The sequence below is a fragment of the Promicromonospora sp. NPDC057488 genome (assembly GCF_042802395.1).
Classification (GTDB): Bacteria; Actinomycetota; Actinomycetes; order Actinomycetales; family Cellulomonadaceae; genus Promicromonospora.
In genome coordinates, this window is sequence record NZ_JBHVEG010000044.1 from 22,477 (window position 1) to 39,758 (window position 17,282).

Annotated in this window: 14 protein-coding genes; 1 reads left to right on the plus strand and 13 read right to left on the minus strand. The window is 74.9% G+C overall.

The window, feature by feature from the left end; all coding sequences use genetic code 11:
• Window positions 1–30 precede the first annotated feature (30 nt).
• The 13 genes from ACFU5G_RS11660 to ACFU5G_RS11720 all read right to left on the minus strand — a co-directional run bounded on the left by ACFU5G_RS11660 (window position 31) and on the right by ACFU5G_RS11720 (window position 14,123).
• Complete coding sequence (locus ACFU5G_RS11660; RefSeq protein ID WP_377244052.1) at window positions 31–1,227, minus strand: glycosyltransferase family 2 protein; 1,197 nt, start codon at window positions 1,225–1,227, stop codon at window positions 31–33.
• Complete coding sequence (locus ACFU5G_RS11665) at window positions 1,224–2,390, minus strand: DegT/DnrJ/EryC1/StrS family aminotransferase (protein ID WP_377244055.1); 1,167 nt, start codon at window positions 2,388–2,390, stop codon at window positions 1,224–1,226. The genes ACFU5G_RS11660 and ACFU5G_RS11665 overlap by 4 nt, the downstream gene beginning before the upstream one ends.
• Window positions 2,387–3,949 carry an oligosaccharide flippase family protein gene (locus ACFU5G_RS11670; protein WP_377244058.1) on the minus strand — a complete coding sequence of 521 codons (1,563 nt, stop codon included), beginning with the start codon at window positions 3,947–3,949 and terminating at the stop codon, window positions 2,387–2,389. The genes ACFU5G_RS11665 and ACFU5G_RS11670 overlap by 4 nt, the downstream gene beginning before the upstream one ends.
• On the minus strand, window positions 3,946–4,995 hold the full coding sequence (locus ACFU5G_RS11675; RefSeq protein WP_377244061.1) for a glycosyltransferase family 2 protein: 1,050 nt from the start codon (window positions 4,993–4,995) through the stop codon (window positions 3,946–3,948). The genes ACFU5G_RS11670 and ACFU5G_RS11675 overlap by 4 nt, the downstream gene beginning before the upstream one ends.
• Window positions 4,992–5,639, minus strand: a complete 648-nt coding sequence (locus tag ACFU5G_RS11680; RefSeq protein ID WP_377244064.1) for a NeuD/PglB/VioB family sugar acetyltransferase — start codon at window positions 5,637–5,639, stop codon at window positions 4,992–4,994. Before ACFU5G_RS11680 ends, ACFU5G_RS11675 begins: the two co-directional genes overlap by 4 nt.
• Window position 5,640: 1 nt before the next feature.
• Complete coding sequence (locus ACFU5G_RS11685; protein ID WP_377244067.1) at window positions 5,641–6,795, minus strand: DegT/DnrJ/EryC1/StrS family aminotransferase; 1,155 nt, start codon at window positions 6,793–6,795, stop codon at window positions 5,641–5,643.
• Complete coding sequence (locus tag ACFU5G_RS11690; RefSeq protein ID WP_377244070.1) at window positions 6,792–7,844, minus strand: dTDP-glucose 4,6-dehydratase; 1,053 nt, start codon at window positions 7,842–7,844, stop codon at window positions 6,792–6,794. The genes ACFU5G_RS11685 and ACFU5G_RS11690 overlap by 4 nt, the downstream gene beginning before the upstream one ends.
• On the minus strand, window positions 7,841–8,932 hold the full coding sequence (locus tag ACFU5G_RS11695) for a Gfo/Idh/MocA family protein (protein WP_377244073.1): 1,092 nt from the start codon (window positions 8,930–8,932) through the stop codon (window positions 7,841–7,843). The genes ACFU5G_RS11690 and ACFU5G_RS11695 overlap by 4 nt, the downstream gene beginning before the upstream one ends.
• Window positions 8,933–9,134: 202 nt before the next feature.
• Window positions 9,135–10,358 carry a glycosyltransferase family 4 protein gene (locus ACFU5G_RS11700; RefSeq protein ID WP_377244076.1) on the minus strand — a complete coding sequence of 408 codons (1,224 nt, stop codon included), beginning with the start codon at window positions 10,356–10,358 and terminating at the stop codon, window positions 9,135–9,137.
• A gap of 201 nt (window positions 10,359–10,559) precedes the next feature.
• Window positions 10,560–11,483, minus strand: a complete 924-nt coding sequence (locus ACFU5G_RS11705; RefSeq protein ID WP_377244079.1) for a hypothetical protein — start codon at window positions 11,481–11,483, stop codon at window positions 10,560–10,562.
• A complete protein-coding gene (locus ACFU5G_RS11710; protein WP_377244082.1) occupies window positions 11,480–11,968 on the minus strand; it encodes a hypothetical protein in 489 nt (162 codons plus the stop codon). The genes ACFU5G_RS11705 and ACFU5G_RS11710 overlap by 4 nt, the downstream gene beginning before the upstream one ends.
• The gene (locus tag ACFU5G_RS11715; RefSeq protein ID WP_377244085.1) at window positions 11,965–13,176 is read right to left on the minus strand and encodes a macrolide family glycosyltransferase; all 1,212 of its coding nucleotides are present in this window, start codon (window positions 13,174–13,176) and stop codon (window positions 11,965–11,967) included. The genes ACFU5G_RS11710 and ACFU5G_RS11715 overlap by 4 nt, the downstream gene beginning before the upstream one ends.
• Complete coding sequence (locus ACFU5G_RS11720; protein WP_377244088.1) at window positions 13,173–14,123, minus strand: patatin-like phospholipase family protein; 951 nt, start codon at window positions 14,121–14,123, stop codon at window positions 13,173–13,175. The genes ACFU5G_RS11715 and ACFU5G_RS11720 overlap by 4 nt, the downstream gene beginning before the upstream one ends.
• Window positions 14,124–14,252: 129 nt before the next feature.
• On the opposite strand from ACFU5G_RS11720, the gene ACFU5G_RS11725 reads away from it, so the two are divergent.
• A complete protein-coding gene (locus ACFU5G_RS11725) occupies window positions 14,253–16,979 on the plus strand; it encodes a UvrD-helicase domain-containing protein (protein WP_377244091.1) in 2,727 nt (908 codons plus the stop codon).
• The last annotated feature ends 303 nt before the right edge of the window (window positions 16,980–17,282 follow it).

A 17,282-nucleotide genomic window follows, 5' to 3' on the forward strand; every position in this document is an offset into this window, starting at 1 on the left:
TCTTGGTCGCGGGCCCGGTCACAGGCGTGGTCACAGGCCGGACGTCGCCCAGCGCAGGTACATCAGCTCGACCCGCCCGCGGCGGGCGATCCGGCGGACGACGGCGCCGTACCCGGCCCGGCCCGTCCGCCCGGCGCGCTCCGCCCGCGCGACCACGCGCGCCGTCGAGCGCCACTGCCGGGAGGCCGGCCAGACCTCGGTCGAGAGGTCCAGGTACGGCGCTGGCGACTCGGCGCGGTCGGCGGCCGCCGCCGCGTACCGCAGGGCGTCCTGGGCGAGCGCGGACCGGGCCCGGTCGCGCAGGCCGTGGGCGCCGGCGATCCGGTCGCCCACGTTGGCGAACAGCCGGTCGTAGGCGTCCACGCGGGCGCGCAGGTCCAGCAGCGCGCCGGACCCCTCGTTCACGCTCAGGCTGCCCGCGTGCTCGCGGTGCAGCGCCTGGTCGGCGCCGCCCACGTAGCCGACGTCGGCCACGGCGGCCAGCCGCAGCCACATCTCGACGTCCATGGTGAACCGCAGCCGCGGGTCCAGCGGGCCCACGTCCTTGAGCAGGTCGGAGCGCATGACCACCTCGGGGGAGGTGATGCAGCTGACGCCCGTGCGGCACCGCTCGGCCAGCCACGCGCGGCCGTCCCAGACCGTCCAGGACAGCTCGCCGAGCGCCGGTACGGGCGGCGTGCCGTCCTCGAAGTGCTGCGGGTGCCCGTAGACCAGGCCCACCTCCGGGTGCTGCTCCAGCAGGGCCGTGGCCCGGGCGAGCGCGCCGGGCGGCAGCATGTCGTCGGCGTCCAGCCGCACCACGTACTGGCCCGTGCTGTGCTCCCAGCCGCGGTTGAACGACCCGACCTGGCCCAGGTTCTGCTCGTTGGCCAGCACCGTCACGCCCGGGTGCTCGGCCGCCAGGGCGCGCGCGACGGCGAGGCTGTCGTCGGTCGACGTGTCGTCCACGACGATCACCTCGACGTCGACCCCCTCCTGGCGCACCAGGCTGCCGATCGTCTGCGGCAGGAACCGGCCGTAGTTGTAGCAGGGCACGACCACGGAGACCCGGGGGCGCAGCTGCGGGGCCGTGGCCGGGCGGCGGCGGAACGAGCGGGGCGCCAGGGGCGAGGCGACCCAGGACCCGAGGGTCCGGACCACCCGCGCGCCCGCGCCGCCGCCCACCGTGTCGCGGTCGACCCACGCGCGCCACGCGCCGGCCGCGCGGTCCAGCGGCCCGCCGCTCATCGCGGACCCCGCCCCGTGACGGCGTCGCGCAGCGTGGCCACCACGCGCTCCTGCTGGGCCGCGGTGATACCCGGGAACATCGGCAGCGAGAGGATCTGGTCGGCGTGCGCCTCGGCCCGCGGCGCGGTGCCGGGCCGGAAGCCCAGGTGCGCCGTCGCCGGCAGCAGGTGCACCGGGGCCGGGTAGTGGATGCCGTGCCCGATCCCGGCCGCCGTCAGCGCCGCCGACACCGCGGGCCGGTCCGGCACCCGCACCACGTACAGGTGCCACACGTGCGCGGCGCCCGGCAGCTCCCGCGGCGCCACGACCTCCGGGACGTCCCGGAACGCCTCGGCCAGCAGGGCCCCGTACCGGGCCGCGGCCTCGGACCGCTGCAGGTTCCACGCGTCCAGGCGGGTCAGCTTCGCGGACAGCACGGCCGCCTGCAGGGAGTCGAGCCGCGAGTTCGCGCCGATCTCCAGGTGCTCGTACCGGTTGACGCCGCCGTGGTTGCGCAGCCGGCGCGCCCGCTCGGCGACGTCGTCCGACGACGTCATGACCGCGCCGGCGTCGCCGAACGCACCCAGGTTCTTGCCCGGGTAGAAGCTGGTCGCGGCCACGTCGCCCGCGCCGCCGGAGCGCAGCCCGTCCCGGCTCGCGCCCTGTGCCTGGGCGGCGTCCTCGACGACCAGGACGTCGGGGCCCACCAGGTCGCGCAGCTGGGCCACGGGCGCCATCTGCCCGTACAGGTGCACGCCGATCACCGCGCGCGTGCGCGCCGACAGCCGCCCGGCGACGTCCTCGGGGTCCAGCAGGAAGTCGTCGTCGACGTCGGCGGGCACCAGCAGGGCGCCGCAGCGCAGCACCGCCTCCGCCGTCGCGAAGAACGTGTTCGCCGGGACGATCACCTCGTCGCCCCGGCCGATCCCCGCCGCCCGCAGGCCGATCTCCAGCGCGTCGGTGCCGTTGCCGACCCCCACGGCGTGCCGCGACCGGCAGTAGGCGGCGAACTCGCGCTCGAACCGCTCGACGTCCGGCCCGAGCACAAAACCGGAGGTGCGCAGGATCTCGTCCCAGCGCTCGCGGACGTCGGCCTCGACCTCGGCGGTCTGCGCGCCCAGGTCGAGGAACGGCACGGGCTCCGGCGCGGGCACGGGGGAGGCCGTGGTCAGGGTCTCGGTCATGGGGTGGTTCCTCTCGGTCGGGCGGCCGGGACGGCGTGCGCCACCGCGGGCTCCGGTGGGTCGAGCCGGGGCACGGGCAGGGTGATCGGAGCCCCGGCCTCGGCCGGAGCCTCCTCACGGGTCTGGTCCTCCTCCGGCCCGTCGAGGGCCGTGCGGGCGGCGCGCCAGCGCGGCCGCACCCACGCGAACGTGGTGGCGACGTACAGCACGAAGGTGACGGCCCCGGCGAGCAGGCCGCCGAGCAGCGCGTTCTCGACGCGGTCCGCGGCCGCCATGCCCGCGGCGACGGCGGCCACAGCGGCGAGGCCCGGGACCGCGAGGGCCCGGGCGAGGGCCGCGACCTCGTCGCGGGAGCGGCGCAGCAGCACCAGGTAGGCGGGCACCAGCACGCCGACGGCGACGGCGGCCTGCGCGGTGGCGACGCCCATGCTCCCGCCCAGGCGGGCGCCCGCGACGGTGGCGGGGACCAGCGCGACGAGCCACGCCACCTGCACCGCGAGCACCCCGCGCGAGCGGCCCAGCGCGTACAGGTACCCGGCCAGCACGTCGGAGACCACACGCACCGCGCCCACCACGGCGAGCGGCACCAGGATCTGCGCGGCCGGCTCCCAGCGCGCGCCGTAGACGAGCACGACGACGGGGTGGGCCAGCGCGGCGAGCATCGCGGCCGCCGCGGCGACGGCCCACCAGACGGGCCCCAGCAGCGGCACGAGCGCGGCCCGCGCGCGCTCGCGGACCTGCGAGAACGCGGGCAGCGTGACCGACCGCAACGCCTGACCGACGAGCGTCATGGGCCACGTCGAGATGTTCGCGGCCAGCACGTAGAACCCGAGCTCCACGGCGCCGGCCAGGTTGCCGAGCACCACGCGGTCGACCGACAGCAGCACCCAGGACAGCAGGTTGGCGGCCGCGACGGGCAGACCGAACGCGAGCACGGAGCGGACCACGGTCCGGTCCCACGAGAACCGCAGCCGGGCCCGGGTGAGCCAGAACTGCGTGGCGACGCCGCACGCCTGTCCGGCGACCCGGCCCACCGCGAGCCCGACGAGGCCGTAGCCGAGGGCGGCGAGCACGAGCGTCACCACGGCGCCGACGCCGAAGTCGACGGCGTTGGAGCGGAACAGCCCCCGCTGGTCGAGCTGTCGCTGCAGCGTGGCGAACGGCACGACGCCCACGCCCGCCAGCAGGAACGTCGCGGCCAGGATCGCGATGGGCCCGGCCGCGCCGGGGCCGCCCATCGCGGAGGCGAGCGCGGGCGCGGACAGCGCCGTGAGCAGGGTCAGGGTGCCGCCGGTGACCAGGCCGAGCACCGCGACCGGGCCGGTGCGCCGCTCGAAGTCCGGGCTGCGCACGAGGTCGGCGCTGAGGCCCAGGTCGGCCAGGGCCATCACGACGCTCTGCACCGTCAGGGCGATCGCGTACAGGCCGAACTCCTCCGGCGACACGATGCGGGCGATGACGATGCCGAGCCCGAGGTTGCCCAGCCGCACCACGACGGTGCCCGTGGTGCTCCAGCGCAGGGCGCGGCCGACCCGGCCGCTCAGGGTGCCTGCGCTCATGTGCCGAACCTCGTCAGCAGCTGGCCGCGGACCTTCCAGCGCAGCGACTCGACGGTCTCCACGCCCAGGCGGGAGCGGTGCGCGGCGCGGCCGGCCAGGCCGGCCCAGCGCCAGGTCAGCGAGCGGACGACGGCGGGGTCGGCCGCGCGCGCCAGCTCCAGCAGCTGCGCGCGGTGCTCCGCGCCCTCGGGCCCGGCGGGCAGCAGCGTCGAGGCGAGCACCACCTCGCGTGCGACGGCGGCGTCGGCCCGGGCCCGCAGCCGGTCCGGGCGGCGCAGCAGGTGCCCGTCCTCGCGGAAGAACAGGTCGAACGTCTCCAGCACGGAGCGCCAGTTGTCGAGGTTCCCGCCGAACTGGACGTTGTGCATGTTCGAGTCGTGCTGCCGGTAGTAGGCCTGGACCGGCCCGTTGACCCGGCCGATCCGGCCGCGCGCGGCGGCCTGGAGCCACATGTACATGTCCGCGGCCTGCGGCAGCGCGGCCTCGTACCCGCCGATCGCGTCGTAGACGGACCGGCGCATGACGACCTCGGGGTTGGTCGGGATGTTCCGGCCGCGGCGGGCCATGTGGCCCACCCACTCCTCGCCGTCCCACACGGTCCACCAGGTCCGCGCCGGCGTGAACGCGGGCGGCAGGCCGCTGAAGTCGTCCACCCGGCCGTAGACCAGCGAGACGTCCCGGTCGTGCTCCATGAGGGCGACGGCGCGGGCCAGCGCGCCCGGGGCGAGGGCGTCGTCGGCCGACAGCAGCACCACGTAGTCGCCGCTCGCCCGGCCCAGCCCGTCGTTGTAGGTGCGGATGTGCCGCATGTTCTGCTCGTGCTCGACCAGCGTGATCCGGGGGTCCGACGCGGCGATCTTGCGCGCGACGGCGATGCTGCCGTCCGTCGAGGTGTCGTCGACCACGATGACCTCGACGTCCACGCCGTCCTGGGCGAGCACGGAGCCCACGGACACGGGCAGGTACTGCCCGTAGTTGTAGTGCGGCACCACCACGGAGACGAGCGGACGGGTGCGCAGGGGCACGGGGCCGCGGAACGTCGTCATGACGCCACCTCCTGGCGGGCGAGGCGGCGGGCCGGCACGCCCGCCCACGTCTCGCCGTCGGGCACGTCGGACAGCACCACGGCGCCCATGCCCACCACGGCGCCCGCGCCGATCCGGACGCCGGGGTGCACCGCCGCGTTCATGCCGAGGTAGGCCGCGCGGCCCACGCGGACGCCCCCGCCGAGGGAGACCCCCGCGGCCAGCGTCGCGAGGTCCTCGACCACGCAGTCGTGCGTGATCGTCACGTTCGGCATGGCGACGACGTGCGCGCCGACGGTCGCGTCCGCGGTGATCGTCACACCGGCCAGCAGGATCGACCCCTCGCCGACCGGGCACCCGGCCGGGTTGCGCACCGACGGGTCCACCACGCGCCCGTAGGCGACGCCGGCGCCCAGGCGCTCGTGCACCGCGCCGCGGGTCCGGCTCGGGCCCACGCACAGCAGCAGGCGCGCGCCGGGGTGCTCCGCGGCCGAGGTCACCGGCCCCAGCACCGGGGCGCCGCCGATCGTGGGCGGCAGGTCGGCGTGGCGGTCGTCGAGGACGCCGAGCACGTCGTGCCCGGCCTCGGCGGCCACGGGAAGCACCTCGCGGGCCAGCCCGCTCGCCCCGACCAGCAGCAGCGGCCCGCCCCAGCTCGCCGCCACGTCACTGCCCCCCGTACCCGCGGAGCACCTGGACCACGCGGTCGAGGTCGGCGTCCGACATCTGGTGGAACAGGGGCAGGATCAGCGTGCTGTCCGTGAGCCGCTCGGTCACGGGCAGCGGCACGTGGGTCCGGGCGGCGTGCGCGGGCTGCCGGTGCGCGGCCATGATGCCGCGCCGCGCGGAGATGCTCGCCGAGGCCAGCGCCGTGAGCAGCCCCTCCCGGTCCAGCCGGTAGCCCGGCAGCACCTCCACCCACAGCGACTGCACGTTGCCGGTGCCGTAGGCCGGGTCCTCGACCAGGCGCAGGCCGGTCACGTCCGCCAGCGCCGCGCGGTAGCGGGCGGCGATCTCCCGCCGCCGGGCCACGATCGCGGGCAGGCGGCCGAGCTGCACCAGGCCGACGGCGGCCTGCAGGTCGGTCATCCGGAAGTTGAACCCGACCTCGTCGTACTCCTCCGGCGGCGACACGAGCGAGGCGTGCCGGTCCGCCGCCGAGACGCTCATGGCGTGCTCGCGCAGGCGGCGGGCGCGGGTGGCCCACTCCGGGCGGCTGGTGGTGATCATGCCGCCCTCGCCGGTGGTGAGGATCTTGCGCGGGTGGAACGACCACGCGGCGATCTCGGCGCCCGCCCCGACCGGGCGGTCGCGGTAGGTCGAGCCCGCGCCGCAGGCGGCGTCCTCGATCACCACGATGCCCAGCGGGTCGCACACCTCGCGGATCGCGGCCAGGTCGACCGGCACGCCGGCCTGGTCGACCGCGATGACCGCGCGGGTCGCGGGGGTGAGCGCCGCGGCCACCGTCTCGGCCGTCAGGTTGCCGGTGGCGGCGTCCACGTCGGCGAACACGGGGCGCGCACCCACGTACGTGGGCGCGTTCGCCGTGGCGACGAACGAGAAGGACGGCACCACGACGTCGTCCCCGGCGGCGACGCCCGCCACGACCAGGGCGAGGTGCAGCGCCGTCGTGCAGCTCGACGTCGCCACCGCGGCGCGGGCGCCCATCGCCTCCGCGAAGGCCGCCTCGAACGCGGCGACGCGGGGGCCCTGGGCCACCCAGCCCGACTCGATCACCTCGGTGACCGCGGCGACCTCCTCGGCGCCGAGCCACGGCTTCATGACGTCGACCCGCTGGAGGCCCTCCTGGACGGCGGTCACGAGGTCACCCCCGCGGGGGCGGGCTCGGGCGCGACCCAGTTGCGGTCCTCGATGCGGCTCAGCATCTCCTCCGGGCTCTCGGGCCGGGTGCGGAACCAGTCGACCAGGTCGGCGACGCCCTGCTCGAAGCCGGTGCGCGGCGCGAACCCGGTCAGCTCCCGCACCAGGGTGTTGTCCACCAGCAGGCGGCGCACGTCGCCGGGACGCGCCTCCAGCCGCACGGGCTCGAGGTCGGGCCGGCCGGCGAGCCGGGCGACCGTCTCGACGAGCTCGTTGATGGTCACCTCGGCGCCCGAGCCCACGTTGACCGTGCGGCCGATCGCGGCGTCGCACTCCGCGATCTCGGCCAGGGCGCGCGCGGTGTCGCTGACGTGCAGGAAGTCGCGCGTCTGCTCGCCGTCGCCGTAGACGAACCCGGGCAGGCCGCACAGGGCCCGCACGATGGTGCGCGGCAGCACCTCGCCGCTGTCGCCCTCGAAGTGGCTCCGCGGTCCGAAGGTGTTGAACGGCCGGACCACGACCACCGGCATGCCGTGCGTGCGGTACGCGGCGCGCGCGTACGCCTCCCCGGCCAGCTTGGACCCGCCGTAGACCGTCTCCGGCCAGGTGGGGTGCTCCTCGTTCATCGGCGCGTACTGCGCGGTGCCGAACACCTCGCTGGAGCTGACGTGCACGAACCGCCGCACGCCCGCCGCGCGCGCCCGTTCGAGCAGCTCCAGCGTGGCGGTCGCGTTGACCTCGTGGTTCTCGCGCGGGTCGTGCAGGCTGTGCCGCACCCCCAGGCAGGCCAGGTGGAAGACGACGTCCGCGTCGTCGACCAGCGCGAGCGCGGCCTCGCTGCGGATGTCGTCGGCGACGAGGCGCACGGTGGCCTCGTCCGCCGCGGCGTCGGCGATGTGGTGCGCGAGGTTCTCGCGCCGCCCGTTGACCAGGTTGTCCACCACGGTGACCGACGCCGCGCCCCGGCGGACCAGCTCGTCCACCAGATGGCTGCCGATGAACCCCGCGCCGCCCGTGACCAGGACGCGCGCCCCGTTCAGCCCGCTCATGCCGCACCGTTCCCGGCTGGCTCGCCCGCGAGCACCGGCGTGCGTGCGCCGGTCCCGACGGGGGAGACGTCGCCGCCCGCGGCGAGGCTGCGGTCCGCCGCCTCCAGCACGTCGAGCACGCGCAGGCCCGCCGCGCCGTCGGTCAGGGCCGGGCGCTCGCCGTGGATCGCGGCGGCGAGCTCACCCACCATGGAGCCGAGCGCCTCGCGCTCCTCCAGGGCGGGCGACCAGGTGTCGCCCAGGCGGTACGAGATGGTCGCGGCCCGGCGCTCCAGGCTGTCGAACGCCTGGGTCTCCAGGTCCACGCCCCGGTCGTAGACGCTGATCCGCTGCTGCGGGTTCAGGTCGTCCCACACGAGCGTGCGGCGCGATCCGCCGATCGTCATCCGCCGCACCTTGGTGGGGCTGAGCCAGTTCACGTGCACGCTGGCCACCGCGCCGCCGGGCAGCGGCAGCACCAGGTAGCCCACGCAGGACTTGCCCGCGCCGATCGGGTCGGCGCCGTGCGCGGCCACCGACTCGGGCTGCAGGCCGTCGGGCAGGATGAAGTCGAGGACCGACAGGTCGTGCGGCGCCAGGTCCCAGAACACGTCCACGTCCGGCTGGACCAGCCCGAGGTTGATCCGCACCGAGTCGATGTAGAGGATGTCGCCCAGGTCGCCGCCCGCCACCAGCTCGCGGATCTTGCGGACCGCCGGCGTGTAGCAGTAGGTGTGGTCGGTCATCAGCACCAGCCCGCGGGACCGCGCCTCGGCGACCATCTCGCCGGCGGCCGCCGCTCGGTCGGCGATCGGCTTCTCGACGACGACGTGCTTGCCCGCTCGTAGCGCCGCCAGCGCGATCGCGTGGTGCGTCCGGGCCGGGGTGGCGATGGCCACGGCGTCGACGTCGTCCCGCTCCAGCAGCGCGTCGAGCGACGTCTCGACGTCGACCCGGCCGTTGGCGCGGGCCACGCGGGCCGCCCGGTCCGCGTCGAGGTCGCAGACCGCCGCCAGCTCCCAGCGGTCGGACGCCGCGAAGTTGCGAGCCAGGTTGGGTCCCCAGTAGCCGGCGCCCACCACGGCCGCCCGCAAGATTTTCTGGTCCATGCTGCCTTCTTCCGGTATCAGCTCGGATCGGCCTGGAGTGTTGTCATCCTGGCTCCGATCAATGTACGTCCCGGCGTGGAGGCGAACCGGCCGGTGCCTTTCGAATTCACCCCTGGCAAGCCTTTTCTCACCCGGAGCGGGGTTTCACCCAAGGGTGAAAGATGAATGCGGGCGCGGCCGCTCAGAATGCCGTGAACGGCATTCAGCCACGCTCTTCGGACAATGCGCGGGAGCGGCCGGTCAGGCCGTCGAACACCCGCACGTACGTCTCTGCCTGGCGGGACCAGGCGAGCTCGCCCTCGATCCGGGCGCGGCCGGCCAGGCCCATGGCGCGGGCGCGGTCCGGGTCGTCGAGGATCTCGAGGATCGCGTCGCCGAACGGCGCCGGGTCGCTCCCGGCGACGTACCGCGCCGCGTCGCCCGCGCTGCGCCGGGTCTCGGTCAGGTCCGTCGCCACGACGGGCAGCTCGTGCGCCATGTACTCCAGCGTCTTGTTCATGGTGGAGCGGTCGTTGAACTCGCTGGGCGGGTCGGGCGTGACGCCCAGGTCGGCGCTCGACAGCCACCGCCCGATGGCGGCGTGGTCCACCCGCCCGGTGAAGTGCACCCAGAGGTCCAGCCCGCGGCGCGTGCAGTCCGCGCGCAGCTCCTCCAGGGCGTCCCCGAAGCCGAGCAGCGCGAACCGCACGTCGGTGCGCCCGCGTACCTTCACCACGTGCTCGATCGCCGCCAGCAGCCGGTCGACGCCGTCCTGCGAGCCCATGATCCCCACGTAGCAGACGAGGTACTTGCCCAGGTCACGGGCCCCCGGCTCGGGGTCGCCGCGGCGCATCAGGTCGGCGTCGGGCGTGCTCAGCACCACCGAGCTGCGGCTCAGGTCGACGTTCCCGCGCTCCAGCGCGATCTGCCGGTAGGAGCCGTTCGTGGAGATCACGTGGTCCGCGGTGCGGTACGTCGCGCGCTCCAGCAGGAGCAGGGCCTTGTACAGGAGGTCGCGCCGGCCGAACTTGGCCACGTACACCTCGGGGCACAGGTCGTGCTGGTCGTAGACGAAGCGCACCCCGCGGCGCAGCCGCCACAGCAGCGCGAGCAGCCAGTACGTGTCCGGCGGGTTGCAGGCCTGGATCACCTGGAACGGCGCGTCGCGGTGCACCCGCGCCGCGGCCCGCGCCGTGCGCCACCAGCAGACCACGAACTCGCGCACGTACCCCAGGACGCCGCGCGACTCGGGCGGCGGCGGGTAGGAGTACACGGTCGTCCCGTCGACCTGGAACCGGGCCGGCTCGTCGTCGTTCTCCTGCGGGCAGACGACGCTCACGCGGTAGCCGGCGTCCGTCAGGGCGCGGCACTCGGACCTGACCCTGCGGTCGATCCGGAACGGCAGGTTCTGGATGATCACCAGAACATGTGGGGCGTCGGAATGCATGAGGAAAGTGTTGCCCCGACCGCACGACCCAGAAAGCCGGGGAGCGGGTGAGAACGGGGATTCACCCGGGCGTGCGGGTGATATCCGCCCCGCGAGACATCACCCGGGAATCACCCCGTTCCCCACTTGATATCCGGCGACCATTCATGAATGGGTGAAAAGGTGCCGCGGTAAACCGTCGCGGTATTTCATCCGGTGCTTTCACCGGGCCGCCCGGACCTCCTGGCGGATGATCCCGACGACGGTGTCGGTGGTGCGGTCCAGGTAGCTGCGGCCGTCGTCGAACCGCGCCGTCGGGCTGATGTAGCTCAGCGGACCGATGTGGGTCACCGGGTCTAGCCGGTGCACGCTCACCTTCCCGGCCGCGAGGGCCCGGTTCCATGGGCTGCGGCGCAGCAGCCGCCAGCGCTCCGGGAACAGCCAGGTGCTGACCCGCTCGATCCAGTCGTTCGAGCTCGTCAGCCGGTGCACGCCGGTCGCGTGCGTGAGGTCGTTGGCGCCGTTGTGGAACCCGCCCAGGGTGATCGGCCAGACCGGGGCGCGCAGCTGGGTGAACAGCTCCTCGACCGCCCCGAGCGCCACCTGGGCGCCGCCGCTGTAGCCGAGCAGCACCACCGGGATGCCGCTGCCGGGCTCGTACCCGGCCAGCCGGAGCTGCTCGGCGACGTGGCCGCCCACGGCGCGGTTGTACAGCGGCCGGTAGCGCCGGTCGGCCGCCACGAAGATCTGCATCACGTTGTGCAGGAACAGGGTGATGCCGACGTGCCGCCGGAGCCAGTCCCACACCGGCCGGCCCACCAGCGGGTCGGCCAGCGGGGAGTAGGGCTGCACCTGGCCCAGGACCCGCAGCTCGGGGGCGTCCTTGATGATCGCCTGGACGAGCTGGCCGCCGTCGCGCGTGTCGGTGAACCGGCGCTTGCCGATGCCGTCGAGGTAGACCAGGTAGGCGTCCGGCGGGCGGTCCGGCTCGGCGCCCCGGGCGTAGGGCACGTTCGCGGGCAGCACCGGGGCCTGGGCTCGCCAGCCCATCGTCCAGACCATCAGCTCGTAGCGGGCGAGCAGGCCCTCGGCGAGCAGGAACGGGCCGATCGCGAGCACCAGGAGCAGGGGGAGCAGCTCGCTCATGCCGGCACCTCCCGGGCACCGGCCATGAGCCGGGCGGTCACGCGCCGCACCACCTCGACGGCGCCGGCGAGCCCCAGCCCGGCCCCGGCGACGCACGCGGCGGCGGCCCACCAGCCCAGCCCGGACGCGGTGGCCAGCGGTCCGGCCAGGCCGGCCCCGACGCCGACGACGAGCAGCAGGTGCAGCGCCGGGCCGAGCAGCGGGAACGCGAGGACCGCGGCGAGCAGCATGGGCGCGACCAGGGCGGGCGTCCAGGACAGGGCGGGCCCGGGGAGCGGGCCGCGCACCAGCTCTGCGAGGGTCCAGGCGGTCAGCGGCCACAGGGCGACGACCGTCCCCTCGACCACGGTTCCCGTCGTCATGAGCAGGACGAGGAACCGGGGCGAGAGCCGGGGCCGGCGGGCCACCAGGGGGAGCACCCGCCCGGCGCTCTCGGACAGCCCGGCGAGCACCAGCAGCACGACGACGGCGGTCGGCACGCTCATCCCTCCCGTCCGGGGCCGGTGGACGTGCCCCCCGCCGCGCGGGCGAGGTACCGCTCGAGCTCGTCCGCGGCCCGCGGCGCGCCGCCGGCGTCCTGCTGCGCGGCCCGCTGCACCGCTGCCGCCGCGCGGAAGCGGGGCTCGTCGAGCAGCCGCCGGGCCAGGGCGGACACGGTCCCGGCGGTCGCGTCCGCGGTGCCGAGCGCGAGGCCCGCGCCCAGCTCGACCACCCGCCGCGCCACGAGCGGCTGGTCGGCGCCCTGCGGCACCACGAGCGTGGGCACGCCGGCCAGCATCGCCTCGTTGACGCTGTTCATGCCGCCGTGGGTGACGAAGAGCGCGGCCTGCGCCAGCACCTGGAGCTGCGGCACCGAACGGCGGGCGAGCACGTTGGCCGGGAGCGTCCCCAGGTCGGCGGGGTCCGTGTGCCCGGTGGAGACCACCACGGTGCCGCCCAGCGGAGCCAGCGCGGTGGCGAACGTGCGCAGCAGCCGGGGGCCGGCGTCGAACACGGTGCCCAGCGACGCGTACAGCACTGGGCCGGTGAGCCGGTCGGCCGCGAACGCGGCGTCGGGCAGGCGGGAGCCGACGCTCGCCCCGACGAACCGGAAGGACGGGTCGAACGCGTCGGCGCCCGGCTGGAACGAGCGGGACGTGAAGACCAGGTTGAGCGGCTCGCGCGCGTCCATCAGGTCGGTCACGGGCAGCCCGTCGGTCGCGTAGCGGCGGTGCAGCGCCCAGCGGGACCGCGCGTAGCTCCGGGCGATGGCGGGATGGGCCGCGGCGGCGGCCAGGAGGTCGCGGGGCCGGCCGGGGCTGGGGACCTCCCGGTTGAACGCGAACGTCGTGAACGTCGCGGCCGCGGGCACCCCGAGCTCCCGCGCGGCGACGGCGCCCCACGGGCAGGCCGCGCCGTGCACCACCAGGTCCGGCGGGTCGGCGCGGAGGTCCGTGAGCACGGCGGGCAGCAGGTCGACGGCGGCGTGCGCGAGGCCCGCCATCATCGCGAGCGGGATCGGCGGGTCCGGCAGGGGCAGGTCGCCGCCGGGGTACAGGTGCACCCGGGCGCCCGCGGCCTCGACCTGCGCCGCGAACGCCGGGGTCGTGTGGTAGCTCACCGTGTGCCCGCGGCGGACCAGCTCGGCCACGACCGGCAGCGTCGGGTTGACGTACCCGTGCATGCCGATGTTCAGGAACGCGACGCTGCTCATCGCCGGGCCCCGGTCCGGGCTCCGGTCCGTGGTCCGGTCCGTGGTCCGGTCGTGGCACCGGGCGCCGCCGCGACCGGCTCGCGCCGGTACAGGCCGGGGCCGGTCACGACCAGCTCGTCGAGGAACCGGCTCGCCGAGAGCAGCGCGGCGTCGATCAGCCGGCGGGAGTGGCTGAAGTCCCACAGCGCGGGCCAGGCCACCACCCCGGTGGGCAGAACCACGGTCGGGATCTCCCGCGACACCTCGCGCAGGTCGCGCTCGATCTGCTGGTGCATCATCAGCAGCCCGGCCCGCGCGGCGACGGCCTCGGCCCGCCGCGGCGGTGCGGTGGTGCGCAGCGGCAGGGCCTCCCGGCCCGTCACCACGACCACCACGCTCGCGGCCCCGGCCTGCCGGGCGGCGAGCACCGGGACGTGCGCGACGGCGCCGCCGTCGACCAGGATCCGGCCGTCCCGCTCCACCGGGGGCAGGACGCCGGGGATCGCGGCGCTCGCCAGCAGGGCGGACTCCAGGTCGCCGTGGTCCAGCAGCACCGGCTCGCCGGTCACCAGGTCCGTGGCGACCGCGACGAAGGGGACCGGCAGGTCCTCGATCCGGGCCGGCAGGCCCGCCCGCCGGATGAGCCGGCGCAGGCCGGCGTCGGCGAACAGGCCGGCCCGGAAGGACCGCAGGCCGAACGGGAAGACCTCCCGGCGGCGCAGCCCCGTCCAGGTCAGGGCCAGCGACCGCGCGGCGGTGCCGGGGTGCGCGGCGGCCACCGCCCCGTTGAACGCGCCCACGGACGTGCCCACGATCAGGTCCGGCACGAACCCGTGCTGCTCCAGCGCGTAGCCGACGCCGACCTGCGTGGCCCCGTACACGCCGCCCCCGCCGACCACCGCCGCGACGGGCCGGGGCAGGCCTCGCAGCCCTCTGGGCAGGCCGTTCGACCCGCGTGCGAACCTCATGGCGGCGACTCCTTGCTGATCCGACGAACGGCACCGTCACCCACTCGACCGGGTGGCGCCCGGGTCTGTGACGGCGGATACCACGCCGGCCGTCGGCAGTGTCGGTGAGCCCGCCTAGGCTTAGGGGCGATGACTTCCCTCTTCGACAGCCTCTCCCTGCCCGGCCTCGACCCCGCCCCGCCGGGCGACGGGGCGCGCCTGCCGCGCACCGCGCCGCGGTGGGACGACGGCGGGGGCGACGGCGACCCCGGCGAGGCCGCCGTACCGGCCGAGCCGGAGTGGCTCGCGGGCCTGCCGCACGAGTCCGAGGCGCCGCGCGCCGGCGGGGCCTACGCGCACCTGAACCCGGACGAGCTGCTGGACGGGCTCAACCCCGAGCAGCGCGCCGCCGTCGTGCACGAGGGCGGGCAGCTGCTCATCGTGGCGGGCGCCGGTTCGGGCAAGACGCGCGTGCTCACGCACCGTATCGCCTACCTGCTGGCCACGGGCCGGGCGCGCGCGGGCGAGATCCTCGCGATCACGTTCACCAACAAGGCGGCGGCCGAGATGCGCGAGCGCGTCGAGGGCCTGGTGGGCCCCGCCGCGAACCGCATGTGGGTGTCCACGTTCCACTCGGCGTGCGTGCGCATCCTGCGCCGGGAGGCCACGACGCTCGGGCTCAAGTCGAGCTTCAGCATCTACGACGCCGCGGACAGCCAGCGCCTCATCACGCTGGTCACGCGCGAGCTCAACCTGGACCCCAAGAAGTACCCGGCGCGCGGGCTGTCGAACAAGATCAGCGACCTGAAGAACGAGCTGGTCGACCCCGAGACCTACGCCCGGCAGGCCATGGCGTACGCGGAGCAGGAGGCGCAGACCGAGGCCGCCGCGGCGTCGTCGGGCGGCATCCGGCGGCCGTGGGGCGGGCAGTCGGCCGACGAGCGCAACACCGCCGTGCCCAAGTTCGACCAGGTGCTGGCCGACGTCTACACCCGCTACCAGGCGCGCCTGGCCCAGGCGAACGCCCTGGACTTCGACGACATCATCATGACCACGGTGAACCTGCTCCAGGCGTTCCCCAACGTCGCGGAGCACTACCGCCGCCGGTTCCGGCACATCATGGTGGACGAGTACCAGGACACCAACCACGCGCAGTACACCCTGGTCCGGGAGCTGGCGGGGGTGGGGGCGGACGACGACTCCGGGCTGGACCCGGCCGAGCTGACCGTAGTGGGCGACTCGGACCAGTCCATCTACGCGTTCCGCGGCGCCACGATCCGCAACATCCTGGAGTTCGAGAAGGACTACCCGGACGCCACGACGATCCTGCTGGAGCAGAACTACCGCTCCACGCAGAACATCCTGAGCGCCGCCAACGCGGTGATCTCCCGCAACGCCGGCCGCACGCCCAAGCGCCTGTGGACCGACTCGGGAGCCGGGGCCAAGATCGTGGGCTACGTCGCGGACGACGAGCACCAGGAGGCCCGGTTCGTCGCCGACGAGATCGACAAGCTGGGCGACGCCGAGGGCGTGCGGCCCGGCGACGTCGCGATCTTCTACCGCACCAACGCGCAGTCGCGTGCGCTGGAGGAGGTGCTGGTCCGCGTCGGCCTGCCCTACAAGGTGGTCGGCGGCACCCGCTTCTACGAGCGCCGCGAGGTCAAGGACGCCGTCGCCTACCTGCGCGCGCTGGCCAACGAGGACGACGACGTGAACCTGCGCCGCATCCTCAACGTGCCCAAGCGCGGGCTCGGTGACCGGGCGGAGTCGCTGGTGGCGTCGTTCGCCGAGCGCGAGCGCACGTCGTTCGGCGCCGCCCTGGAGCGCGCCGACGAGATCCCGGGCATGACCAACCGCTCGCTCAAGCCCCTGCTCGCCTTCCGCGACCTGATGCGCGAGCTGCGCGGCCTGGTCGACGACGGCGCGGCGCCCGCCGTGGTGCTCGGCGCCGTGCTCGACAAGACCGGCTACCTCGCGGAGCTGCGCGCCAGCGAGGACCCGCAGGACGAGGGCCGCGTCGAGAACCTGGCCGAGCTGCACGCCGTCGCCGTCGACTTCGGCGAGACCGACCCGGAGGGCTCGCTCGCCGACTTCCTGGAGCGGGTGTCGCTGGTCGCGGACAGCGACCAGATCCCCGACGAGGACGTCGCCGACGGCGCCGCGGAGGAGGCGCCCAAGGAGAACCAGGGCGTCGTCACGCTCATGACCCTGCACACCGCCAAGGGCCTGGAGTTCCCGGTCGTCTTCCTCACGGGCATGGAGGACGGCACGTTCCCCCACATGCGCTCGCTGCACGACGACACGGAGCTCGCCGAGGAGCGCCGGCTCGCCTACGTGGGCATCACCCGCGCGCGGGAGCGGCTGTACATCACGCGGTCGTCCGTGCGCGCGGCGTTCGGCATGGCCAACGAGTTCCCCGAGAGCCGGTTCCTCCAGGAGGTCCCCGAGGAGCTGTGGGACTGGCGGCGCCGCGAGTCGTCCACGGCGGCGATCCGCTCGGGGCGCGGCGGCTGGAGCGGCGGGTACGGCTCGGGCGGCTACGGTTCCGGCGGCCGCGGCTCGGGTTCGGGCTCCGGGTCGAGCTGGTCCTCTGGCCGGTCGGGTCCCGTGCGCACCAGCACGACGACGGCGTCGTCGGGCAGCGGGCAGGCCAACCCGTTCTCGCCGCAGAAGAAGGCGGGCGCCAAGGGCGGGTTCGGCGGTCTCAACGTGCAGAAGGACATCCCGAACCTGGAGATCGGCGACCGCGTCACGCACGACTCGTACGGGCTGGGCACGGTCGTGGACGTCGAGGCCAACGCCGTGGTCAAGATCGACTTCGGCACCAACGGCACGAAGCGCATCGCGCTGAAGTACACGGCCATCACCAAGCTCTGACGGGGAGGCACAAAGCTCTGACGGGGAAGCCCGGCGGGGCCGGTCGGTCGGCTGGCCCGGACCTGGCTGGGCCCAGTCGTGGCTGACCCTCTCCTTCGAGGCCTAAGTTTCTCCGCTTTGGACTGGCTCAAAGCGAAGAAACTTAGGCCTCAAAGGGGACGACGCGCGCCGACGTGGCCCCAAGTCGGCACTTGGCCCCGGGCCGGCACTTGGTCAGCAGGTCGGCACTTGGCCCCAGGTCGGCACATCCCTTACCGGGTCGGCAGTTGGCATCGAGGTCGGCACAGGGCTGTGCCGACCCCC

What these genes read in the sequence shown, in the direction of transcription:
- ACFU5G_RS11690 (WP_377244070.1), bottom strand. Translation starts at nt 7,844, where the DNA reads ATGAGCGGGCTGAACGGGGCGCGCGTCCTGGTCACGGGCGGCGCGGGG.
- ACFU5G_RS11665 (WP_377244055.1), bottom strand. Translation starts at nt 2,390, where the DNA reads ATGACCGAGACCCTGACCACGGCCTCCCCCGTGCCCGCGCCGGAGCCC.
- ACFU5G_RS11670 (WP_377244058.1), bottom strand. Translation starts at nt 3,949, where the DNA reads ATGAGCGCAGGCACCCTGAGCGGCCGGGTCGGCCGCGCCCTGCGCTGG.
- ACFU5G_RS11660 (WP_377244052.1), bottom strand. Translation starts at nt 1,227, where the DNA reads ATGAGCGGCGGGCCGCTGGACCGCGCGGCCGGCGCGTGGCGCGCGTGG.
- ACFU5G_RS11725 (WP_377244091.1), top strand. Translation starts at nt 14,253, where the DNA reads ATGACTTCCCTCTTCGACAGCCTCTCCCTGCCCGGCCTCGACCCCGCC.
- ACFU5G_RS11675 (WP_377244061.1), bottom strand. Translation starts at nt 4,995, where the DNA reads ATGACGACGTTCCGCGGCCCCGTGCCCCTGCGCACCCGTCCGCTCGTC.
- ACFU5G_RS11705 (WP_377244079.1), bottom strand. Translation starts at nt 11,483, where the DNA reads ATGAGCGAGCTGCTCCCCCTGCTCCTGGTGCTCGCGATCGGCCCGTTC.
- ACFU5G_RS11710 (WP_377244082.1), bottom strand. Translation starts at nt 11,968, where the DNA reads ATGAGCGTGCCGACCGCCGTCGTCGTGCTGCTGGTGCTCGCCGGGCTG.
- ACFU5G_RS11695 (WP_377244073.1), bottom strand. Translation starts at nt 8,932, where the DNA reads ATGGACCAGAAAATCTTGCGGGCGGCCGTGGTGGGCGCCGGCTACTGG.
- ACFU5G_RS11715 (WP_377244085.1), bottom strand. Translation starts at nt 13,176, where the DNA reads ATGAGCAGCGTCGCGTTCCTGAACATCGGCATGCACGGGTACGTCAAC.
- ACFU5G_RS11700 (WP_377244076.1), bottom strand. Translation starts at nt 10,358, where the DNA reads ATGCATTCCGACGCCCCACATGTTCTGGTGATCATCCAGAACCTGCCG.
- ACFU5G_RS11720 (WP_377244088.1), bottom strand. Translation starts at nt 14,123, where the DNA reads ATGAGGTTCGCACGCGGGTCGAACGGCCTGCCCAGAGGGCTGCGAGGC.